2 protein-coding genes are annotated in these 2,072 nt (G+C 29.0%); both read left to right on the forward strand.

The features are described from left to right. Positions 1-277 precede the first annotated feature (277 nt). Positions 278-784, forward strand: coding sequence for a hypothetical protein (locus MV052_RS03655; protein ID WP_297441086.1), 507 nt, complete (start codon positions 278-280; stop codon positions 782-784). Positions 785-891: 107 nt separating this feature from the next. Continuing rightward, on the forward strand, positions 892-1,593 hold the full coding sequence (locus MV052_RS03660; protein WP_297441088.1) for a Bax inhibitor-1/YccA family protein: 702 nt from the start codon (positions 892-894) through the stop codon (positions 1,591-1,593). The last annotated feature ends 479 nt before the right edge of the window (positions 1,594-2,072 follow it).

Below are 2,072 nucleotides of genomic sequence, written 5' to 3' on the forward strand. Positions count from 1 at the left end.
CCCGTTCTCTCAAACGAGGACGAAATTATATACAATCAATGCTTAATATACGCTTATATTGTTTAGAAAATTTTTAAATAATTTTTTAAAATAATTCTAACCTATATATATGGCTTTTAAAATTTATAAGATTTTATAAAATCATATCTATTTAAAGCTTCAATTATTAAACTGTAAAAATAAAATAAATTTTACTTTTTAAGATTTTTTTTAATAACTTATGTTATAGTTATTAATGCTAAAGATTATAAATCTTTATTCAATGAAAGGATACATTATGAAAAAACTTATTTTAGGTTCTATTTTGACTGCTTCATTTCTATTTGCTTCTAGTACAATACAAAATAATGATAAAGGTTGTATAGAAAACCTAGAGAGTGAAGTTGTTAAAATTGTTAACTCTGATATGCCGCAAAATAAAAAACAAAAAGAGATTGAATCAATCAAAGTAACAATTCAAGAGGGTGTTGATGGAGCTTGTGAATCAAATTTTGAAGATGAAATTAGAAAAATTATTTATGGAAACCAAAAAAAGCTTACAAAAAAAGTTATTATTAAGCATGCTAAAAAAGCTCAGAAAAAAACTGAAGATGCTGATATTAATGCTCAAGATTGCATAGAGAATTTCGAAGCAGAAGTTCTTAAAATCATTAACTCAAATCCTAATAATAAAAATATAGAAGAAACTAAACAAATTATGCATGAAATTATGCATAAAAAAGTAGTTGAGAGTTGTGAATCAGAATTTGAAGCTGAAACAAAAAAAATAGTAAATGGTAAATAGTTTTACTCTTTATATCTAGGAGTTAATGCAGCAATAATGACTCCTATTTATTTTTTATTAATATTAATTTAATATAATGCCTAAACTTTTATAAATAAGGAGATAAAATGGGATTATATGATAGAAATTACATTAATAACCAAGCTCAAGAGCAAACTTTTGAGCAAACTAAATCAAAAAGTTCTCTAGGGCTTTTTATTAAGCAAACTTACCAACTTTTTGCAGCATCACTTTTTGCAGCATCTGCAGGTGCTTATGTTGGAATTGGTATGGCAGAAATCATATCAAGTTGGTTTTTTGGACTTGTAATCTTAGAGTTTGGACTACTTTTTGGACTCTATGCAGCAAAGAAAAAGGCAGGAATAAACCTAATACTTCTGTTTGGTTTTACTTTCATTAGTGGTCTAACACTAGCACCTCTTCTTACTAGTATACTAGGCATGGCAGGTGGAGCTAGTATTGTTGCAAATGCATTTATGCTAACAACTGTTGCATTTGGTGGTCTTTCAATGTTTGCTATGAATACAAAAAGAGACTTTAGCGTGATGGGCAAGATGCTTTTTATTACCCTTATCGTTGTTGTTGTTGCAAGCTTAATGAATATATTCTTTCAAAGCTCAATAATGCAACTTGTTATTGCAAGTATCAGTGCAATTTTATTTAGTGCATTTATTCTTTATGATACACAGAACATCATAAAAGGGCACTATGAGACACCAATTGAGGGAGCGATAGCTCTCTATCTTGATTTTTTAAATCTATTTGTTGCACTTCTTCAGATACTTGGTATTTTTGGAAGAGATGAGTAGAGATTAGAAGGAGGCTCTTTTGCCTCCTCAAACACTTCGCACACTAGATGCAAAACTAAATCACATCAGAGAAAACACAAGAGTTGTAGAAAATATATTGATTTTCCCACTTAAGAGAACAAAAAAGTAAAAAAAAGGACTCTTTGTAGTCAATGATTTTGTCTAATATAAAAAGCTCAAGAGAGCAGAAGAGTTCTTGAAGAGATTTTAAAGCTAACAGATGAAAAATACCGAGAAATTTAAATAGATTCGTTACAAGTTATAAACTTGAAAAAAGAGATCCTACTCTAAAGTAGAATCTCATGAAGTTAAAAACTACTATAATGTGTGCAACATCCAGTTGCCTATAGAGTTATCAAGATGGTACATTACCGCTATCGCTAGCGTAGTTATACATGAAGTCATATACATGAGATACATACTTCTTTTTTAGTGGTTTAGCTTTAGGACAAAACTTAGTTATTTCATCGTTAAACTTA

It is taken from the genome of Sulfurimonas sp., from assembly GCF_026988655.1.
Lineage (GTDB): Bacteria > Campylobacterota > Campylobacteria > Campylobacterales > Sulfurimonadaceae > Sulfurimonas.

Bases quoted from the DNA above. Each gene is read 5' to 3' on its own strand.
- MV052_RS03655 (WP_297441086.1), top strand. From the start codon at position 278: ATGAAAAAACTTATTTTAGGTTCTATTTTGACTGCTTCATTTCTATTT.
- MV052_RS03660 (WP_297441088.1), top strand. From the start codon at position 892: ATGGGATTATATGATAGAAATTACATTAATAACCAAGCTCAAGAGCAA.